Annotated in this window: 14 protein-coding genes; 11 read left to right on the top strand and 3 right to left on the bottom strand. The window is 58.7% G+C overall.

The genetic code is table 11. From position 1 onward, the window contains the following. Positions 1 to 155 precede the first annotated feature (155 nt). From PYTT_RS09460 to PYTT_RS09445, 4 genes are all read left to right on the top strand, one after another. Positions 156 to 2276, top strand: a complete 2121-nt coding sequence (locus PYTT_RS09460) for a hypothetical protein (protein WP_141675924.1) — start codon at positions 156 to 158, stop codon at positions 2274 to 2276. Between the two features lie 157 nt (positions 2277 to 2433). After that, entirely contained in the window at positions 2434 to 4518 is a 2085-nt protein-coding gene (locus tag PYTT_RS09455; RefSeq protein ID WP_067777874.1) for a hypothetical protein, read from the top strand. Positions 4519 to 4543: 25 nt separating this feature from the next. Further along, positions 4544 to 5275 (top strand): L,D-transpeptidase family protein, encoded by a 732-nt coding sequence (locus tag PYTT_RS09450; RefSeq protein ID WP_067777873.1) that lies wholly within the window; start codon positions 4544 to 4546, stop codon positions 5273 to 5275. A 62-nt stretch (positions 5276 to 5337) separates the two neighbouring features. Continuing rightward, complete coding sequence (locus tag PYTT_RS09445) at positions 5338 to 5832, top strand: hypothetical protein (RefSeq protein WP_141675923.1); 495 nt, start codon at positions 5338 to 5340, stop codon at positions 5830 to 5832. A gap of 78 nt (positions 5833 to 5910) precedes the next feature. Here the strand turns inward: PYTT_RS09445 and PYTT_RS09440 are convergent, their stop codons facing one another. Further along, positions 5911 to 6672, bottom strand: coding sequence for a methyltransferase family protein (locus PYTT_RS09440; protein WP_172801805.1), 762 nt, complete (start codon positions 6670 to 6672; stop codon positions 5911 to 5913). Positions 6673 to 6850: 178 nt separating this feature from the next. Here PYTT_RS09440 and PYTT_RS09435 point away from each other — a divergent pair, with 178 nt between their 5' ends. From PYTT_RS09435 to PYTT_RS09405, 7 genes are all read left to right on the top strand, one after another. Then, positions 6851 to 7735 (top strand): diaminopimelate dehydrogenase, encoded by an 885-nt coding sequence (locus PYTT_RS09435; protein ID WP_067777871.1) that lies wholly within the window; start codon positions 6851 to 6853, stop codon positions 7733 to 7735. A gap of 120 nt (positions 7736 to 7855) precedes the next feature. Continuing rightward, the gene (locus tag PYTT_RS09430; protein ID WP_067777870.1) at positions 7856 to 8557 is read left to right on the top strand and encodes a zinc ribbon domain-containing protein; all 702 of its coding nucleotides are present in this window, start codon (positions 7856 to 7858) and stop codon (positions 8555 to 8557) included. A gap of 21 nt (positions 8558 to 8578) precedes the next feature. After that, positions 8579 to 9781 (top strand): tetraacyldisaccharide 4'-kinase, encoded by a 1203-nt coding sequence (lpxK, locus tag PYTT_RS09425; protein WP_067777869.1) that lies wholly within the window; start codon positions 8579 to 8581, stop codon positions 9779 to 9781. 105 nt (positions 9782 to 9886) lie between these two features. Continuing rightward, positions 9887 to 10873: a hypothetical protein gene (locus tag PYTT_RS09420; RefSeq protein ID WP_067777868.1), complete on the top strand. Its 987-nt coding sequence runs from the start codon at positions 9887 to 9889 to the stop codon at positions 10871 to 10873. Positions 10874 to 10901: 28 nt separating this feature from the next. Further along, a complete protein-coding gene (locus tag PYTT_RS13050; protein WP_172801804.1) occupies positions 10902 to 13421 on the top strand; it encodes an MFS transporter in 2520 nt (839 codons plus the stop codon). A gap of 29 nt (positions 13422 to 13450) precedes the next feature. Beyond that, positions 13451 to 14623: a sialidase family protein gene (locus PYTT_RS09410; protein WP_067777867.1), complete on the top strand. Its 1173-nt coding sequence runs from the start codon at positions 13451 to 13453 to the stop codon at positions 14621 to 14623. Between the two features lie 28 nt (positions 14624 to 14651). Further along, positions 14652 to 15413 carry an SGNH/GDSL hydrolase family protein gene (locus tag PYTT_RS09405; protein WP_067777866.1) on the top strand — a complete coding sequence of 254 codons (762 nt, stop codon included), beginning with the start codon at positions 14652 to 14654 and terminating at the stop codon, positions 15411 to 15413. A 215-nt stretch (positions 15414 to 15628) separates the two neighbouring features. Here the strand turns inward: PYTT_RS09405 and PYTT_RS09400 are convergent, their stop codons facing one another. Both PYTT_RS09400 and PYTT_RS09395 read right to left on the bottom strand, forming a co-directional pair. Beyond that, on the bottom strand, positions 15629 to 17770 hold the full coding sequence (locus tag PYTT_RS09400; RefSeq protein ID WP_172801803.1) for a glycoside hydrolase family 2 protein: 2142 nt from the start codon (positions 17768 to 17770) through the stop codon (positions 15629 to 15631). Positions 17771 to 17903: 133 nt separating this feature from the next. Then, complete coding sequence (locus tag PYTT_RS09395) at positions 17904 to 19973, bottom strand: glycoside hydrolase family 2 protein (RefSeq protein ID WP_172801802.1); 2070 nt, start codon at positions 19971 to 19973, stop codon at positions 17904 to 17906. Between the last annotated feature and the right edge of the window lie 107 nt (positions 19974 to 20080).

Genomic DNA, 20080 nt, shown 5'->3' with positions numbered 1-20080 from the left:
GATGACTAACAGACAACGCGCCGACTTGACACACTTGTTATTACCTTGTACGATTGAGAAGAAGGGATTGATAATCCGTTACAGTAAGGCCGAATCGAGCCTATCGTAACGCGTTTTCCGCCGGAATGGCTCCCTTCAACCCATCATACGACAACATGAAAACGAAACATACCCTGATGCTGCTTGCGGCATCTCTCGCGACGACCACCGGACTGCACGCCCAAACCGCAGCCCCGGACTCCATGTCCGCCGTCCTGCAGCAACTGGCAGCCACCCCCAAGGCTTCCGCCCTCACCCCCGAACAGCGCGCCGCCAAACTCGGCGTCCTCGCCCTCATCCCTTCCGATGCGGAAAGCTTCGTCGCCGTCCCCCACTTTGCGGACAGCATCGCCAACCTCATGTCCGCCCCGCTCCTGCAAATGGCCGCACAGGGCAAACAGCAGGACATCCTCAAAATCACCGGCATGGTCAAATCCATCGCCATCGCCACAGGCCCCGGTTCCTCGGAAGCCATGGGCAGAATGCTCGCCCTCATGCCATCAATGGCCGCTCTGAATTCACCTCTGATGGAAGTACAGGCCACCGACATGGACGATGAAAACGACGACAGCGACATCGACGACGAAAAACAGGAAGAAGCAGAGAAAAACCGGATGGAACGGATGCAAAAATCCAGTTTCGAATCCAGCCGCAACAGCATGCGCCGAGCTGCGGACATCATGCCGGCCCTTCTTCAGGCGACAAACAACTGCTCCACCCTCGCCGTCGCCGAACTGGATCCCTCCGCCATCGCTTCCATCGATCCGTTCCTCATGCAGGCAAAACAAGGCATCAGCAATTCCGATCAAGTCATGACCTGGCATGAAGGCACCTATGCCGGGCGCCCGTGGAAAGGCTGCATCTTCGATGGAAAAAACCTCGTACAGAACATCATCCTCCCCGATTACAAAAAATACAACGTCACGCCGGATGCCGCCGAACAAAAAGTAATCAATGCCCTTGCCGCGACCAAATTCTACTACCTCTGCACGGTACAGGACAACAAACTCATCATCTCCTTCTGCTCGGACCCCGCCAAAGACATCAAAATCGCCGCCTCGCCGAAAGAATCCATCCTCTCCACGAGCAAAGTCGCCTTCGCCGATGCGCGCCTCGACAAAAACCCCGACCTCCTGTACTCCTTGGACAAAGCCTTTGCCGAAGGCGCATCCAGCGGCCTTCTCGGCCTTGGCAGCGTCATCCCCGCTCCGGCGCGCACACCTCAGATCACGGCCCTCCTCAAAAGCGTCTCGGACATCGCCAAACTCTCCACACCCGACGCCATGACGGGCCTCCTGTGGGCAGACAAAGGCATCCACTTCGAAACCACGCAGGGAGCCACCGCAGCCCTCGACCTGAACAGCCCCCTCCAGCTGCTCAAATACGCCGACCGCCCGGAAACCATCCTGTACGGCGAATGCAACTACACATCCCGCTTCAGCGCACTCATGGTCCAAATGGTGGAAAATGCGGCCTCCGCCACCCATACCATGTACAACATGATACACTCGACTTCTATGGGCGACCAGCCGTCACAGCCCCAGCCCGTCCCGCCCCAGCTCCTCTCCATGTGGCAGAACGTCAAAACGGCCCTCTCCGGCATGGACGGCAAAACGGCCCTGCTGGTAGACAACAAAGGCAAACTGCCCGAAATCCTCGTCACACCTCCCGTCGGCGACCCTGCCATGAAAAACATCGCCATACCGCGCATCGCGCTGTACAAGGGCGTCGCCAACCGCCTGCGCATCTCCATGGCATGGGACAAAATGTACGCCTCCGCTAAGGAACTCTATGCACAGGCCGGAGGCATGCCCGAACTCAAACAGGCGGAAAAGAACGGCATCTCCACCTACGGATTCGTCATGCCGAAACTCCCCGCCGCAGCAGAACAACACGGCATCCTCATCGGCACGCCTGTAGTCCTGCTCGACACCCGCATCAGCATCTCGGACAAGGCATGGGTCATCGGTAGCTCGTCCGGCTACACGTATGACATCGCCCGCGCCGCAGCCACCGGCACATCGGAACTCAAAGGCGCCGCCTTTGCCTTCCGCCTTGCCCCCATCAAAGACATGGTCGATAAAAACGCACCTCTGATGAAAGGCATGATGCCCGGCGCCATCGAACAGGTGCAAACGATCACAGCCCTCATCGCCTCGCAAATCGACGGCATCTACGGCACCACCACCGCCGAAGGCAACAAAACGCGCTCCCACCTCTACCTGCGCACAAAATAACCTGCCGCGCCATCGCATCCCTCATCCCCTGCCCGCACCGCCGGGCGGGGGATCTTTCTTTTCCCTGCGGCGCATGGACAACCACCTCGCTCCTTGACAAGCCGTTTCCCGGCCTGTACGATACCGACAACCGTTCATTGAACCACCCGTTCCCCACATGACAACCAACCACACCCTCACCCTCCTTGCGGCAGCCTTATCCGCTACATCCGCACTGCACGCACAGCCGGAAACACCCGAAACCGTCACCGCCATCCTGCAAAACATCTCCGCCCCGGCCCAACCTGCCACAGCCACGCTCGAACAGCGCACCGCCGCACTCGGCGTCCTCGCCCTCATCCCGGCCGATGCGGAAAGCTTCATCGCCATCCCCCACGCAGCCCAAAGCGTTCGCAACCTGCTCTCCCAGCGCATCCTGCGAATCGTTCCGGCATACAAGATGCAAAATCTTTTCGGACCCGCAGGCATGGTCACCTCCGCCGCCATAGCTGCCGGACCCGGCACCTCGGAATTTCTGGGCAACAACCTCATTCCCATTGCAGCCCTGTTCAACATATTCGACACCTACAACACGCAAAAATACCTTCTCGACTACAACCTGCAGTATGAAGAACTGAACGGATCGGATACTCTGGACGGCAACCAGAAAGAAGAAGCGGCCCGGCAGCGTGAAACACGCCTTCGGCAGGGCATGCTCGAAATCAACCGAAACCTGCTTCGCTCATCCTCCCCCCTACTCTCCGGCATGGTTCCCTCCATGCAAAACATCTCCCTCACGGCCATCGCCGAACTTCACCCCTCCACCGGCTCTCTCCTCAAGCAATCCCTGAACAGCTTCAAGGAAGAAATCACCCAATATCCCGACCACTCCCTGAGCTGGCATGAAGGGACCTATTCCGGCTATGACTGGCAGGGCGTCACCTTCGATGGAAAAGCATTCTCTCTCTTTCTTGAAAACGAATACAAAAACAACCGCATCGAACCCGATGCCAACGAACGGAAGGGACTCGAAGCCCTCGCTCTGGTCAAACTCCACTATCTGGTAGCCGTACGGGATGGCAAAGCCTTCTTCACCATCTGCTCGGACCCCGCCAAAAACATCAAGATCGCCGCCTCGCCGAAAGAATCCATCCTTGCTACGGATAAAATCGCCTTTGCCGATACACGCCTGAACAACAACCCCGACTTCCTGTTCCTCATCGACCAAAGCGTGAACAAAGGCGTAGCCGCAGGCATCGCCTCCCTCGCCGGACAGCTCGATGCCGATGCCCACATGCAGTCTCTCCCCATCCAGATGGATTGCCTTTCAAAACTTTACCGAAGCATCTCAGCAGGAAACATCGAAGGCACGATATGGGCGGATAAAGGTATCCATCTCGAAATCACGCAGGGAACCGTCCCGGCACTTGATCTAAACAGCCCCCTTCAACTCCTGCCGCACGCCGACCGGCCGGAAACCATGCTGTACGGAGAATGCACCACCACGCCGCTCGTCGCTTCGCTGCTTGGCACAATGCTCGACGACGACGTGAAAGCCATCACGGAATCCACCTCGCCAATCCGCTTGCCGAAGGAAGCCGCAGACATATGGAACAATGCTAAAACCGCCTTTTCCGGCATGAATGGTAAAACAGCCGTCCTGATCGACAACAAGGGCACGCTGCCTGCCGATTATCCGGACAAGGAACTTGCAGCCTTCAACATCGCCATGCCGCGCATCGCGCTATACAAGGGGGTGGACAATCGCCGACAAACCTCAGCCGCATGGGACAGCGTATGGGCATCCATCGGAACCATGGCAAAAGGGTATTCCATACCCGTACAAACGGAAAAATCTGCCGGGGACGGAATCGACATCTACCGACTCTCCGGTTGGCCGGCTCCCCGCCGTTCATCCACAACCCTGTTCGGACCATCCGGGCAAATCTTCCGTGATCTCAGCATTGCCCTCACCGACCGAGCCTGTGTCATCGGCACTCCGGAAACCTACGTGAAGGATATCGCCCTTGCTGCAGCCACGCCGCCATCAGGCCTCAAGGGAGCGGCCTTTGCCCTGCGCACCGAACCCATCAAGGACATGATCGTCCGCAACGATGCCTACTTGATGGGCAACAACAAGGAATTCGCCGGAATGCTGTCTGCCATGTACTCCTTCATCGCCTCCCAGATCGACGGACTCTACGGCACCATCACGGCAGAAGGCAACAAAACGCGCACCCACATCTACCTTCGCACCAAATAACGCGTCCCATCGGGCCCCTCTACCCATGATTCAGCCGCCGATTGCCAGCCTTGCATCTCTCGTCGCCATGGCCGCAGCAGTTCCAGCACCGCCCTCCGGCGAAGACCGCGCACAGGCCGCCGCACGGCGTGTCACCCCCACCTTGACCGAAGCCCTGAAACCTCACGGGGCCGCCATCGGCGATCCCGTCTTCATCCGCATCGTCAAGGAACCGCGCCTCTGCGAACTCTGGATCAAAACCAAGGAAAACGACCGCTACACCCTCTTCAAAACCTACGACGTCGCCGGAATGTCCGGCAAACTCGGCCCAAAAAAGAAAGAGGGAGACATGCAGGCCCCCGAAGGCTTCTATGCCACCGCTTCCGGCCTCCTCAACCCGCGCAGCAACTACCACCTCTCCTTCAACATAGGCTACCCCAACGCCTACGACGCAGCGCAGGGCTACACGGGCAGCTTCATCATGCTGCACGGCAAAGACGTCTCCATCGGCTGCTTTGCCATGACCGACCCCGGTATTGAAGAAATCTACACCCTCGTCTCTGCCGCCCTGCAGCAGGGTCAAACCCGCGTCCCCATCCAGATCTACCCCTTCCCGATCACGGAAGAGAACCTCCAACGGCACCGGGAATCCCCTCACATCGGCTTCTGGAAACAGCTCGCCCCCGCATGGCAGTACACCGAACGGTACCATGCCCCGGCACCCGTCGCCGTCGTCAGCGGAGCCTACACACTGCCTCAAACCGACAAAACACCATGAAACCCATCCATACTCTGGGCACAATCACCTTGCTGGCCTGCACTCTCGTGACCGTTCCGTCCATGGCACAGACGCCGCAAACTGTCGCGCCTGCTCCCGCAGAAGAAATCACGCAGCAGCAGGCCATTGCAAGAGCCATCCTGCATTCTCTGACTTTAAATGTCAAATATCACACCGTCATGAACCTTCCACGAGCCGATTGCGAGAAAAAACTGGCCGAAGAAACCATCCTGAATGGTTGTCCCGACGATTTCCGCAAATTCTACAAAGAAATGCTCGCCAATTGGTACAACACGGCACGTACATACGACATGGACGCCGCAGGAATCAAAGAGGATGAACTGTTGGCAAAATACGGCCTGACTTCCTACGGCAACATCGCCCGGCACTTCAAAAAACTATTGAGAAAATCGGAAGAAACCATTCCACAGTCTCAATTGGAAACAATGAGCATGCAGGAACGCAAAAAAATCGCCGAACACTCGCTGAATAAACTGGCAGAATCGATCATTCAGGTTCGATTCGACATCACGCCGATGCTTGTTCCAGCAACATAAAGTACCCAGCCGCACAAAACACACAACAGCCGATACTCCATCGGCTGTTTTTCGTTGCGCGGAAATGGCATCTCCGCCTCAGGGAAGCCGGAACCATACGGGCAGCACGCCCGAATCATGCAACCCGCTGACGAATTCGAAAATCCCGATCAGCCAGATAAACCAGAGCGCATCAATAAAATTATGCGTAAAAACCTTGGGATTCACCGTATAGGTCTCAGGCTGCGACACGCGCCTCCACCGGGGGAAAAAGGCGGGTACCTCGTCGCAATAGCGGCTGTACTCCTCCCCGAACAACTCCGTCAACCTCTTCTGCTCTCTTTTGATGATCAGAGGATAATAAACGGCAAAAGCGACAAGCACGATCAAAGGAATCGTCATCGTCTCCGTCGCGCAGGCCACTCCGACTCCTCCGATAAAACTGAAAAAATACAACGGATTGCGGCACATGCCGTAAGGGCCGTCCATCACCAGCCTTGCATTCTTGTACCCGGCAATATACAACGAACACCAGATGCGCCCGAAAGCGCCGATACTCGCCCCGATACATCCCAGCAGCATCAGGCTCTCCTCGATCAGCGGCGACGTTTCCCAACGGCTCTCACCGAAAATGAGCACAAAACCGAGAAACAGGCCGAATACCAAGGTGATCAGCCGGCGGGAACGTTCATTCCATGATTTGTTTTTATAAGACATAATGACACAGGCAAACATGCTGTACCCAATGTCCGCCGTGCACATCATAACACGGAGAACGAAAAAACAGCAACTGCCATTTGCGACAAAAACGTCACACACGAACGACAATCGCATCAAATGATACGTTCCTGAAAAATACATCGCTCTATTCGTGTTGCCGCATCGGCCCGGCCACATGCGCAAAACACCATGATTATTGCAATTTCAGACATACAAAGCCCCATACCGCGCTCGACTCTTGCCAGACGCCCGCATTTCGGCTTAAATAAAGCGCCCTCATTGCGAGGCGAACAAACCGCATTTGAATTATATTACATCCATGATTAGAGTCGCTATTGTTGGTTACGGAAACATCGGTAAATATTCGGTTGAGGCCGTCAAGGCTGCTCCCGATATGGAATTGGCGGGCATCGTGCGCCGCGCCGGAAGCGAACCCGTCCATGGCATCAAAACCGTGAGCGACATCGCCGAACTCGGCAAGGTCGACGTCGCCCTGCTCTGCACACCCACCCGCAGCGTCGAAGAAACTGCGCTTCCCCTCCTCGCCCAGGGCATCCATACGGTAGACAGCTTCGACATTCACGACGGCATCGTCGCCCTCCGCCGCTCCCTCGGCGAACAGGCCCGCAAGCACAACGCAGTCGCCGTCATCTCTGCAGGCTGGGATCCCGGTACCGACTCCGTCCTCCGCACCCTCATGCTCGCCATGGCTCCCAAGGGCATCACCTACACCAACTTCGGCCCCGGCATGAGCATGGGCCACAGCGTCGTCGCCCGCTCCAAGGCCGGAGTCAAGGATGCACTCTCGCTCACCATCCCCACCGGCTCCGGCGTCCACCGCCGCATGGTCTACGTCGTCCTCGAAGAAGGTGCCGCCTATGCCGATGTCGAAAAAGCCATCAAATCGGACTCCTACTTCTGCCACGACGACACCCACGTCCTGCAAGTCTCCGACATCGACAGCCTCCGCGACATGGGCCACGGCGTCCTCATGGAACGCAAGGGCGTATCGGGCAGCACGCAAAACCAGCTGTTCAAATTCGAAATGCGCATCAACAACCCTGCGCTCACCGCTCAGGTCATGGTCTCCTCGGCCCGCGCCGCTACGCGCCTCCAGCCCGGCTGCTACACCATGCCGGAAATCGCCCCCATCGACTACCTCCCGGGCGACGACCGCGAAGCATGGATCGCCAAACTCGTCTGATCCGGCATCCTCATCCCACCCCGCCGGGCCGCTCCGCACAGCCGGAGCGGCCCGCTTCCGTTTCGCCTCGCAACCATTTCACGCTTGCATTGAACGGCAAGCCTTGGCATGATAGGCGGCATGGAACATCGCGACCTGACAGACCTGCTCATCCTGCAGGAAAGGGACATGCAAATCGTCAAGCTCCAGCGCAGCCTGAAAGCCATCCCCGAACAGCGCACCCAGCTCATGCAGCGGGCCAAGGATCGCGAAAAAGCCCTCCTCGCCGCCAGAAAAGCCGCACAGGAACACGAACTCTCCATCAAGCAAATCGAACTGGAAGTCAAAAGCAAGGAAGCCCTCCTCGCCAAGCTCAAGATACAGCAGATGGAAACGCGCAAAAACGACGAATACCTTGCCTTTGCCAGCCAGATCGACACCACGGCATCTCTCATCGGCGACCTCGAAACGCAGCAGCTCGAACTCATGGAACGGCAACCCGCCCTGCAGGAAGCAGAACAGGCCGCCCGCCAGCGCTTTGAAGCCGCCCGCACCTCCCTCAAGGAACAACTCGCCAAGTTCGACGCCGCCAGCGAACGGGACGGCGCCCTCGTCAAACAGCTCCTTGAAGAACGCAAAGCACTCCGCGCCAAAGTAGAACCGGAACTGCTCGCCACCTACGAAAGCATCGGCAAAAGCCGGGGACTCCCCGTCGTCATCGAACTGCCGGACGATGGCGTATGCCCCGGCTGCAACATGCAGGTCACCGAAGACGTACGTGGCAAAGTCCTCATCAAACTCGAAGTCGAACGCTGTCCGAACTGCGGCCGCATCCTCCGCTGACCCCGCATCCCCTCCCCGACAATGCCGACGCAGACACGCATGGACGAATTCGCGGACTGGGGCACCGAAGTCGTCTTCGGCCGGGCCCACGGCTTCCGCGCCTTCATGATGCGGTGCCTCCTGCGCTTCGCCTCACTCCTCTTCTTCGTCCTCGTCAAGGTACGCCTCTTCCTCTTCCGCAGGCGCATCAAAACCGTACGCAACCTCGGCACCCTCGTCATCAGCGTCGGCAACATCACCGCCGGAGGCACCGGGAAAACCCCCGTCGTCGAACTCCTCTCCCGTACCCTCGCGCAACGGGGCCGCACCGTCTCCATCCTCACGCGCGGCTATAAAAGCGCCGAACTCGACACTCCACAGATGTGGAAAGACGCCAACGGCCACCCTGTCGACAACCTTCCCAAAATCGCCAGCGACGGCACCACCCGCTACCTCGGCCCCCTTCATGCCGGAGACGAACCCTTCATGCTCGCCCGCAACCTCGATGGTGTCTCCGTCCTCGTGGACAAGGACCGCGTCAAATCCGGCATCTTCGCCATCGAACAACTCGGGGCCGACACCCTGATCCTCGACGACGGCATGCAATACCTGAAACTCGCCCACGAGCTCGACATCGTCCTAGTGGACTGCGGCGCACCCTTCGGCACCGGAGCCCTCCTCCCCCGGGGCACCATGCGCGAACCGCGCAGCAGCCTCAAACGCGCCGACTACATCATCCTCACGAAAAGCGACGGAGCCCCCCAAGACGAACTCATCCGGCGCATCCGCCGCTACAACAAAAGCGCGGACATCATCGTCACCAACCACGGCCCGAAATACTTTGAAAACGTCTTCACCGGAGAACGCAAGCCCCTCGACTTCGTCCATGACAAATGGGTCGCCTGCATGAGCGGCATCGCCCGCCCGGAAAACTTCGAAAACGCCGTCGAACAGCTCGGCGGCAAGGTGGAAATCCGCCGCCGTTACCCGGACCACTATTGGTTCGACCAGAACGATCTCGAAGCCTTTGTCGAACGCTGCGCCGACCGTGCGATGGACCTCATCGTCACCACGGAAAAAGATGCCGTCCGCTTCCTCAAACCCGGGGAAATGGACGTACCCATCTACTTCCTCCGCATCGAAATCGACATCCTTGAAGGACGTGAACACTGGGACTGCATGATCGAACGCATCATCGGCCTGAACCGGCCTCAGCCCGCCCCCCAGTGGAGCCAGGTTCTATAACCCGGCCTCACAGCATATTCCAACATTTTATCATGCAATAAGACCAGAACGGGACCTCCCGTTTTTGATTGCATTACCGTACCTTTCTGCTATGCTGGAAGGGAAATGATGAATACGGATTCCCCCTCTCTCGCATGGCGGCAGTTGCCGGACCTCCCGGATGCCGAAGGCTTTGCCGGCTCCTATGCCGGCACCCACCAGGGCGCTCTCCTCGTCGCCGGAGGAGCCAATTTCCCTGAAAAACCCCTGTGGGAAGGCGGCCCCAAACGCTGGACGAACCGCATCTTCGTCCTCCCCGCACCCGGGGCGGACTGGCTGGAACCTGCCATACTCCCCAAACCGCTCGGCTACGGCGCAACGGCCAGCCTGCCTCAAGGCGTCCTCTGCATCGGCGGCAGCAATGCCGAAGGCTCCGTCTCCGACGTCCTCCTGCTGAAATGGAACGGCTCAGGCGCGGAAATCGAAACATGGCCTTCCCTGCCCGTCACCCTGACGGGACATGCAGCAGCCGTACTGGATGGCAAAGTGTACGTCATGGGCGGCAGCCTCAACCCCGGCGAACAGGATGCGGAAGCCCGCATGTGGGTACTCGACTCCGCCTCCCCCTCCTCCGGCTGGCAGGAAGCCCCGGCTATCCCCGGCCGCGGCAGATTCCTCCACCAGATGGCCTCCTGCAATGGCAGAATCTACATCCTCGGCGGCATCGGCCTGAAACAGGGCGACGGCAAAATGGTGCGCGACATGCTCACGGAAGCATGGTCCTACAACCCGCAGGAAGGCTGGAAAAACCTCGCCCCCCTTCCTTACACCGTCGCGGCGGCTCCTACTCCGGCGCCCGTCTTCGCGGGCCGCATCCATCTCCTCGGCGGCGATGATGCCACAGTCACCGGATACACCCCGCAAAACCATCCCGGCTTCCACAACCAGAGCCTCGTTTACGATCCCGCCACCGACACATGGCAACCGGGCGGCAGCATCGGCGCGGCGCGGGCCGTCCTCCCCTGCGTCGAATGGCACGGCATGGCCGCCATCGTCAACGGCGAACAAAAACCCGGCAAACGCTCCAACCAAATCTGGGCTGCATCCCTCTGACATCCTTTTTCCCCTCCACAACTCCACCATGTATTCCCTCCTCAAAAAACTCGCTTCCCGTTCACTTCTCCTGATGGGCGCCGCAGCGGCCCTCCTCGCGGCTCCCGCCCATGCTTCCCTGCAAATCGACACCGAAAACAAGGATGAGCGGCACATTGCCGTGTGCGACATCCCCGACTCCCTCGGCCGGGCCGGCATGGCTGCCGGAGTCATGGAAGATGCGGACCAAACGCCCGTCGTCTATGCCCTTGGCGGCGCCAACTTCCCGCAAGCCACCCCCGGAGCCAAAACCCCGGAAGAACGCGGTGAAAAAATCTTCTACTCCGACATCTACAAACTCAAGGACGGCCAGTGGATCAAAATCGGCAACATGCCCGAACCCGTCGCCTACGCCGCCTTCGGCGAAAGCCCGGACGGATTTGTCGTCGCGGGCGGAGCGAATGCCTCCGGCCACCTCGACAAAGTCTGGCTCATCCACAAAAACGACGGCAGCGTCTCCAACTGCAAAGTCACGGCCCTGCCCCCGCTGCCGAAAACCGTCGCCTATGCCTCCTGCGTCACGCGCAACAACCGCCTCTACGTCATAGGCGGCCAGGAAAAGCCGGACTCGACCGCCGCGCTGGATACCGTTTACATGCTCGACATGGGCGCCAAACCGGACGCACGGCAATGGAAACAAATGCCCGCCATCCCCGGCGGCGGACGCATGCTCGCAGCCGCAGCACACTCGGGAAGCTACCTCTACCTGATCGGCGGCTGCTCCCTCGCTCCGGATGCCCAGGGCAAGCCCGCCCGCACCTACCTCGACGGCATGATGGCCTTCGATGAAACCACAGGCAAATGGACCGATAAAAAACTGGCTCCCGTTCCCGCCGTCATCGCCGCATCCCCTTCTCCCGCTCCTGCCCGGGAAAACAAAATCCTCCTTCTTGGAGGCGATGCCCGCGGCAACGGCAACACCGATGCGATGCCGCAGCAATCCTCCCAAATCTACTCCTATGACATCCTCGAAAACACATGGGAAAAGGCTGGCAACTGGCCCGTCGGCATCGCGACCGCCCCTGTCGTCGTCATGGGCAGGGACATCATCACCGTCAGCGGCGAAACAGCTCCCGGAGTCCGCACCCCCGCCGTCGTGGCGGCCGGACTCGGCTACTCCTTCGAACTGACGGTCGTCGACTACATCGTCTTCACCCTCGTCGCCATCGTCCTCATCATCCTCATCGTCCAGACGAAAACCAAAGGCTTCAAAAACATCGCCATCGTCACCGACCCCCACAGCAAACCCGGCCGCTATGCCTGGGTACTCGTCGGCCTCCTCTGGATCGTCGTCATGCTCAACTACTTCGACCGCCAACTCCTCTCTGCGCTCTATGAACCCATCGTTCGGGACATCCCCCAGACAAAGAGCCAGTTCGGCATGGTCACCTCGGTCTTCCTGCTCATCTACGCCCTGCTGAGCCCCGTCGGCGGCTTCCTCGCAGACCGCTACAGCCGCCGCCTCGTCATCCTCGGCTCTCTCGTCGTCTGGTCCGCCGTCACATGGCTCACCGGCCACGTGCACGACTACACCACCCTTCTGATCGCCCGCGGCTTCATGGGCGTCAGCGAAGCCTGCTACATCCCTGCGGCCCTTGCCCTCATCACCGACTACCACAAAGGCAGCACGCGCTCCCTCGCCGTCGGCATCCACATGAGCGGCATCTACGCCGGCATGGCTCTCGCCGGATACGGCGGCACCATGGCGGAAATCGAAGGCTGGCGCATGACCTTCGCCCTCTTCGGCCTCGTCGGCGTCGCCTATGCCTTCGTCCTCATCGTCTTCCTGAAAGACCCCTCCAAAAACCCGGCTCAGGACATCATGCCCTCCGAAGCTTTGGAGAAAACACGCCCTGTCAACGTCACCGCCTCAAGCGGCGGCGTCTTGAAAAGCCTGCTCTCCATCCGCTCCATGTGGATGCTGATGGCCATCGTCGCCTTCTCCGGCGCGGCCAACTGGTTCCTTCTGACATGGTACCCCACCCTCCTGCAGGAAAAATACAACCTGAGCACTGGCGAAGCCGGGCCCATGGCCACCCAATGGAGCTCCCTTGCCAAATACATCGCCGTCATCGGCGGCGCCATCATCGCCGACCGCTGGTACATGAGAAATGCCAAGGCGCGCGCGCTCGTACCCGGCATCGCATTCAGCATCGCAGGCCCCCTCATCGTCCTTGCCCTCGTCCCGAGCATCTTCGGCTGGGGCTTCCAGCTCCCGTTGGCCCTCATCGTCGTCTTCATCTCCACACAAGGACTGGCGCAAGGCTGCATGGACGCCACGCTGATGCCCGTCCTCCGCTCCCACATCGACGAACGATACTCCGCGACGGGCTACGGCATCCTCAACCTCGCCTCGGCAGGCATCGGAGCCATGACATCCTTCTTCGGCGGATGGCTGGCCGACCGAGGCATCCCGCTCACCACCAGCCTCGCTCTGGCCGGTGTCCTCATGTTCCTCGGAGGCATCTTCTTCCTCCTCCTTCCCAAACCGCACGACAAAAACTCCTGACCACCATACACCCCCTCATTCATTCCGCCATGAACCTCATCCTTACATACGCCGCCCTCTTCGCCGTCCCCGCCTCAGCCCTCCATGCTCAGGAGAACGGCCCGCTCCCCTGCGACCAGGCCGTCACCGTCTTCTCGGCAGGTGAAGGCAACCCGTACAGCAGCATCCGCATCCCCGCCGTCACCGCCATCGGCGGAGGCAAACTGATGGCCATCGCCGAAGGCAGATACGTCAACACAGACCAGGGCAAAAACGACATCATCATGAGCCTCAGCGAAGACGGAGGCAAAACATGGAGCAAGCCCATCTGCATCGCCGCATCCGAAGGAGCCACCTTCAACAACCCCTGCCCCGTATACGACGCCAAAAAGAACACAACCTCCATTTTCTTCCAGCGCTACCCCTCCGGCGTCTCCGAACGCCAGAAAAACATCCCCGACGGCTGGAAGGATGAAAAATGCATCCGCAACTTCGTCATTCAGAGCAAAGACGGAGGCAAAACATGGAGCAAACCCAAAGACGTCACCCCGACCACCAAACGCGCCAAAGGGGTAGACATCATGGCGGCCGGCCCCAACGCCGGCATCCAGCTCAAGGAAGGTTCCCGCAAGGGCCGCCTCGTCGTCCCGATGAACGAAGGGCCGTTCGGCAAATGGGTCGTCTCCTGCGTCTACAGCGACAACGGCGGCTCCACCTGGAAAATCGGCAACCCCACCACAAACATGGTCGGCATGGTCAATGAAACCGCCGTCGCCGAAACGGACGGCGGGGGCCTCGTCCTCGTCGCCCGCCATTGGGGCGGAGGCAACTGCCGACGCATCACGTGGTCGAACAACGCGGGCCAGTCCTGGTCGCCCGTCGAAGATGCCAAAGACCTCTTCTGCGACAGCACACAAGGCTCCCTGCTCCGGTATTCCTTCAAATCCGATCCCTCTCTGGGAGGCAAAAGCCGCCTCCTCTTCTCCGGCCCCGGAAAATCGCGCCGAATCAACGGCACCGTCTGGATGAGCTACGACAACGGTAAAACATGGCCCGTCTCCAAAGCCATCGGCAACGGCGGATTCGCCTATTCCAGCCTCGTGCCGATCGAACCAGGCAAGGTCGGCGTGCTGTATGAGGAAAACAGCAACCACATCAAACACATCAAATTCGCCCCCGTCTCCATCGACTGGCTCACGGACGGCAAGGATACAGGAAAATAAACATTTCCCAATCAACACAAGCACAGACATGAAACTGATCCATACTCTCATCGGTACCCTGTGCATGGCGTTCTGCGCCCATGCTGCCGACATTCCCGCACCGGAAAAATCCACGGAAGACAACCTCAAACTTCCCGACTACAAAAAACTCCACCAACTCGTCGGAGCCAAAGACAAGCCCATCCTCTGGCTCTTCCTCGGCGACAGCATCACGCATGGAGCCCTGCACACCCACGGCTGGCGCTCCTACCCCGAACACTGGCAGGAAGTCATCAAATGGGAACCCCGCAAACCCGGCGGCTACCGCCGTACCAACGACATCATCGTCAACACAGCCGTCAGCGGAGAAACGGCATCGGGCTTCCTGAAAAACATCGACTGGCGCCTCAACCAGTTCAAACCTCAGGTCGTCTTCATCGACTTCGGCACCAACGACGCCGTCAAAATCGGTAAAATCGACGTCTTCAAGAAAGACCTGACCACCATCGTACAACAGATCCGCAGAATGAAGGCCATCCCCGTCCTTCAGGTCTCCAGCCCCAACATGCGCAACAATCCGCGCGACTTCGAATACAGTAACGCCGTACGTGAAATCGCAGCCAAGGAAAAAGTGCTCCTCGTCGATCACGCCGCGCACTGGAAAAAAGCCATGGGTGAAAACCAGGCCATCAAACCGTGGATGAACGACAACATCCACCCGAACGGCCTCGGCCACCGCGCCATGGTCATCAAGCTCGCGACCGACCTCGGATTCATGGATCCGTCCAGCCCGACCCTCAAAATGCCCTGATTCCGGCCTCCTTCCGACTCGCACCGCCCTGCATTCCGTGCAGGGCGGTTTTTTTCATACCCAAGCCAAACTCCACTTCGTGTGCAACAAACCATCCGGCCACAACCGCAGCCGGAACAGAACAACAAAAAGGACGCTCCGCACCTCTCAAACGGAGCGTCCACACCGAAACGGATCATCCGGAGTGCACCCGGACAGCCCGCATCGGAAAACATTCACCGGGACAAGCGCCAGACACAGGAATCGGCCACGACCACGCCCCTTGTGCGAGCCACTACCTTCACCGTATTCTCTCCGGCATCCAGCGACACCTTGTCCCATCTCGCAACGCACAGATCGTCCGGCTTCACGGGCTGTCCGACTTGCCTGCCGTTAACGTACAGAGTCACGCTGTCACAGTTCGTGTACACCTTCACCTCGGTTTCGGCTGCCTTGCGCTCCGTAAAACGGCGAGAGGTAATATAAGCCATCGGTTCCGGATTCCAGTTCGCCTTGTAGAAGAAATAGGCATCCTTCGGAGTCTGGCGGTCATAGGTCACCAGCCCCTTGTCATTGATGCCGTGCTTCGCTCCTTCCCGGCGTTCGCTGCTGGCGAAATCGAACATGTTCCAGACAAACGAACCCCACACTTCGGGCCGCTGGCGGATGGCATTGTAATTCCTCTCGTGGCCGTAGGCCTGCCACTCCTCCGGATGATGGGAGGAAACCGGCCTGGGCTGCCGAACGGGCACTTCATGCACGGCCACATCCGCACCGTGGCCATACTCGCTGATCGCCAGCGTCTCCCGACCTCGCAGATATCCATCGATCGAACCGCGCATGCCGTCCGGACCTCCGCCATACCATCCGGGGTACGTATTGATCGCCAGATAATCGGGAATCTCGTTCAAACTGCGGCGGCCCGGCTGATTTGTCGCCGCCACAACCGGACGGGAAGCGTCCAGGGATTTCACATGCCCCTTCAACCCCTTCAGCACAGCCTCCATATCCACTTGCCTGTCTTCCGCCGTATTCAGGTGGCCGATCTCGTTGAAGATGCCCCACATGCAGATCGACGGATGATTCCCGTGCTGCAGCAGCATCTCCGCCGCCTGCTGCTTCATATTCTTCACGAATTCGGGACTGTCGGAAACCATCTGCACAGCGGGAACTTCGCTCCAAACGATCATTCCGGACTTGTCGCAGATATCGTAAATGTGGCCGGACTGCGGATAGTGCGCCGTACGCAAACCGTCCGCACCCATATCCAATATCATTTTCATATCCTTTTCCTCATCCGCCTTCGACAACGCCCAGCCTTTCCCCTCCATATCCTGATGGCGGCACACGCCTTTGATCTGCATCGGCTTGCCGTTCAGAAGAAACCCCTTTTCCGGATCGATCCCGATCGTACGCAGGCCCAGCGGCTGCTCCACACGGTCCGTCTCCTTTCCATCCACAAACATACGCGCCGTCACCGTATAGAGATACGGATTCTGGCGGCCCTGCCAAAGAACAGGTTCGGGCACATTCAGCGTCACAGCCGCCATATCCGGCAATTTCCCGGCAGCAGCCGCGAAAGCGGCATCCGGTTGATGCAACGGCCGGGCTTCTCCGGATGCTACGACCTTACCCCGGGCATCCCTGATCTCGACTTTCACCAATGATCCTGTTCGGCCCATGCACAATTTCGTCACAGGTTCCCCCGACGAATCGTAACCGGTCGTACTCACGTCCACCATGCCATCCTTGCGAAACCCCACAAGAGTAGTCACCGTCACGGAAGCCGATTGCGGCGTCACCTTGTCCTGCGAAACCAGAACGCCCGGCGAGGCATAAAAATCCGGCACGATACAGGCCTGCTCCGTTTCGATCAGCGTGACGGGGCGGTACAGGCCGCCGAACATCGTGAAATCTCCCGCGAGCGGCAGAATGTTTTTGTTGAACGTATTGTCCGTTTTCACCGTGATCGTATTGCCGCTGTCCTTCAGGGCATCGGTGATTTCGAAGCAGAACGCGCCGAACGCGCCTTCATGCCTGCCCACAGGTTTGCCGTTGACGGCGACGTCCGTGACGATCGATGCTCCGTCGAAGCGGACGAAATACCGCTTGTCCTTGCCGGGCTTCACCGGAAGTTCCCGCTCGTACGTACCCACGCCGCGCCTGTAGCTGGAACTACCCACGGAAAAACCGGGGTGCCTGCCCGTCTTCGGACCGTCCACGCCGTCTTCGGCATTCCATGTATGGGGCACATCGACCTGCCGTGGGGCTTCATTCCCGAAAGAAAATGTCCATTTTCCGGTCAAATCGACCGTTTCGCGGGCATCAAGCGCCATCCCGCCAATAAGAACGGAAAGGGCAATAGAAACAGAATTCATTGACCGTAAACGCAAGGAAAGCATAAAAAGACTACGGCGGGAAAGAGTTGTTTTTTTCAACAAAAGCGAATCGCGCAAAAAAAAAGATCCGGAAGGTTCAACCTTCCGGATCCGTAAAAGCGCGGCTACCGATCTACGAACGGACGTTCCATGTACAGGAGTCGGACACCCTCTTGCCCTTGCGGTTCGAGACCACCTTGACCGTATTCTCTCCGGGCTTCAACTGAACCTTGTCCCACTTCACAATGCACAGATCGTCCGGCTTCGCGGCCTTGCCAACCTGCTTGCCGTTGACGTACAGCGTCACACTGTCACAGTTCGTGTACACTTTCACCGTCGTTTCGGTTGCCTTGCGTTCCGTGAAACGGCGCGAGGTAATATAAGCCATCGGTTCCGGATTCCAGTTCGCCTTGTAGAAGAAATAGGCATCCTTCGGAGTCTGGCGGTCATAGGTCACCAGTCCCTTGTCGTTGATGCCGGGCTTTGCGCCTTCGCTACGTTCGCTGCTGCCGAAATCGAACATGTTCCAGATGAACGAACCCCAAACTTCGGGACGCTGGCGGATGGCATTGTAATTCCTCTCGTGGCCGTAAGACTGCCATTCTTCCGGATGGTGCCTGGAAAACGGAGCCGGCTGCTTGACCTGCTCTTCATGCACGGCGATATCCGCCCCGTGCCCGTATTCGCTCACGGCAATACCCTTGTCCGGATACGCCTTCACATATCCCTCGACCGAACCCTTCATACCGTCGGGGCCGCCGCCGTACCAGCCGGGGTACATGTTGGCAGCCAGATAATCGGGAATCTCGTTCAAACTGCGGCGGCCCTGCTGGTTCGTCGCACCCACGACCGGACGGGAAACATCCAGAGACTTGATATGCTGCTTCAGCTCCTTCAGCGTACCTTCCATATCAACGCCCTTCATATCGGAACCGCATTGATGGTAAATCTCGTTGAAGATCCCCCACATGCAGATCGACGGATGGTTGCCGTGCTGCAGCAGCATCTCTGTCGCCTGCTGCTTCATATTGTCCTTGAAAGCCGGGTTGTCGTACACGCGCTCCACGGCCGACACTTCGCTCCAAACGATCACGCCGGACTTGTCGCAGATATCATAGATATGGCCGGACTGCGGATAGTGCGCCGTCCGCAGGCCGTCCGCACCCATATCCAATATCATTTTCATATCCTTTTCCTCATCCGCCTTCGACAACGCCCAGCCTTTCCCCTCCATATCCTGATGGCGGCACACGCCCTTGATCTGCATCGGCTTGCCGTTCAGAAGAAATCCCTTTTTCGGATCGATCCCGATCGTACGCAGGCCCAGCGGCTGCTCCACACGGTCCGTCTCCTTGCCATCCACCAGCGTGCGGGCCGTAACCTTGTAGAGATACGGATTGCTGCGGCCCTGCCAGAGTACGGGCCGCGCAATATTCAGCTTCACCTCTGCACGGCCGGGGCCGTCCGTACCGGCGGATACGCCTCCGCTTCCGGTTGCCACAACCTTGCCTTTCGCATCCCGGATATCCACTTTCACCTCGGTTTTACCGGATGCCTCCTTGCCGGAGCTGACCAGCGTATTGACCGTGACGGAAGCCGATTGCGGCGTCACCTTGTCCTGCGAGATCAGAACGCCCGGCGAGGCATAATAATCCGGGGCGATGCAGGTCTGCTCCGTTTCGATCAGCGTGACGGGGCGGTACAGGCCGCCGAACATCGTGAAATCTCCCGCGAGCGGCAGAATGTTTTTATTGAACGTATTGTCCGTTTTCACCGTGATCGTATTGCCGCTGTCCTTCAGGGCATCGGTAATTTCGAAGCAGAATGCGCCGAACGCGCCTTCATGCCTGCCCACAGGCTTGCCGTTGACGGCGACGTCCGTAACAATCGATGCTCCGTCGAAGCGGACGAAATACCGCTTGTCCTTGCCGGGCTTCACCGGAAGTTCACGCTCGTACGTGCCCACGCCGCGCTTGTAGCTGCTGCTTTGGGCGGAAAGAGCCGACCCTTTGCCCGACTTCGGTCCGGCAACGCCGTCTTCGGCATTCCATGTATGAGGCACATCGACCTTTTGTGAGGCTTCATTCCCGAAAGAGAATGTCCATTTTCCGGTCAAATCGACCGTTTCGCGTGCATCGGCCGCCAGCCCGCAAACGAGCACGGAAAGAGCAACCGAAACAGAATTCTTTGGCAGTAATCGCAAGGAAAGCATATCCGTATTACGTCAACAAACTATTATTCTTTTCAATAAAATGCAAACCGCAAAAAAAAGATCCGGAAGGATAAACCTTCCGGACCCGTAAAAACGCG

This window comes from Neoakkermansia glycaniphila (assembly GCF_900097105.1).
GTDB classification, from domain to species: domain Bacteria; phylum Verrucomicrobiota; class Verrucomicrobiia; order Verrucomicrobiales; family Akkermansiaceae; genus Akkermansia; species Akkermansia glycaniphila.
Note: the sequence above shows the minus strand (reverse complement) of the source record. Positions and strands in the feature narration are given on the sequence as shown.